A 715-nucleotide genomic window follows, 5' to 3' on the forward strand; every position below is an offset into this window, starting at 1 on the left:
TGCTGTCATTGTCATACAATGCATAGATCAGATACGCCTCGGGTGATTTTTTGTGTTGAAAATCGCCTGCGAGGATGTCGGCCAGGTTCAGCAGGGCTATGGGGTTGCCCGCACCGGCGCGTTGCAGACCGCCCGCCAGTTCACCCAGCCCCTCCACCATCCGGTCCTTCGCTGACTGGGTTAGAACGCTGCCCGCATTGATGTGGGGGATGTTTTCTTCGGCGTACTTTCCGTGTACCCGGAGCGTGACACTGTCCCCGGCGTAGATCGGCTGGGTTCTTCCGGGCCCGGCTATCCGGCCCCTTTCGGCATTTAGCCAGGCCACCTGGCTGCCTCCTGCCGTCACGTTATGTTCTGGGCCGAACTGCCGTGACGCGGAAAGCTGGCTGAAGGCAGCCTCTTCCGCCGCGGCATTTTGGGTTTCCATCGTAGCCGTGAAGACCCGGGTGGTAGGGTTGCGGAGTACCTGCCGGACATTGCCCAGGTGGTCCTTTACATGGTATTCGTATTGGTAGCCATTCTCCTCGTAAGCCACCCGGCCCTCTTCATGAAGGAGGTAATCGGTTGATCCGTTTAAATATACGGCCTCACCGATATAATCCCGGGTTTCGGTCAGGGTGCCGGAGCTGTTGTACACTTTCCGGCTAAGTTTTGTCCCCTCCGCATCATAGGCAAAGGCCAGCTTTGCCCCCGACGTGAACTCCACCTCCCTTGG

Annotated in this window: 1 pseudogene; it reads right to left on the reverse strand. The window is 58.5% G+C overall.

Annotated elements, in window-relative coordinates:
- Nucleotides 1-715, reverse strand: a pseudogene (locus FQ608_RS27100) (hypothetical protein); the annotation flags it as partial.

This window comes from Lunatibacter salilacus (assembly GCF_009797935.1).
In the GTDB taxonomy this organism is placed as follows: Bacteria; Bacteroidota; Bacteroidia; order Cytophagales; family Cyclobacteriaceae; genus Lunatibacter; species Lunatibacter salilacus.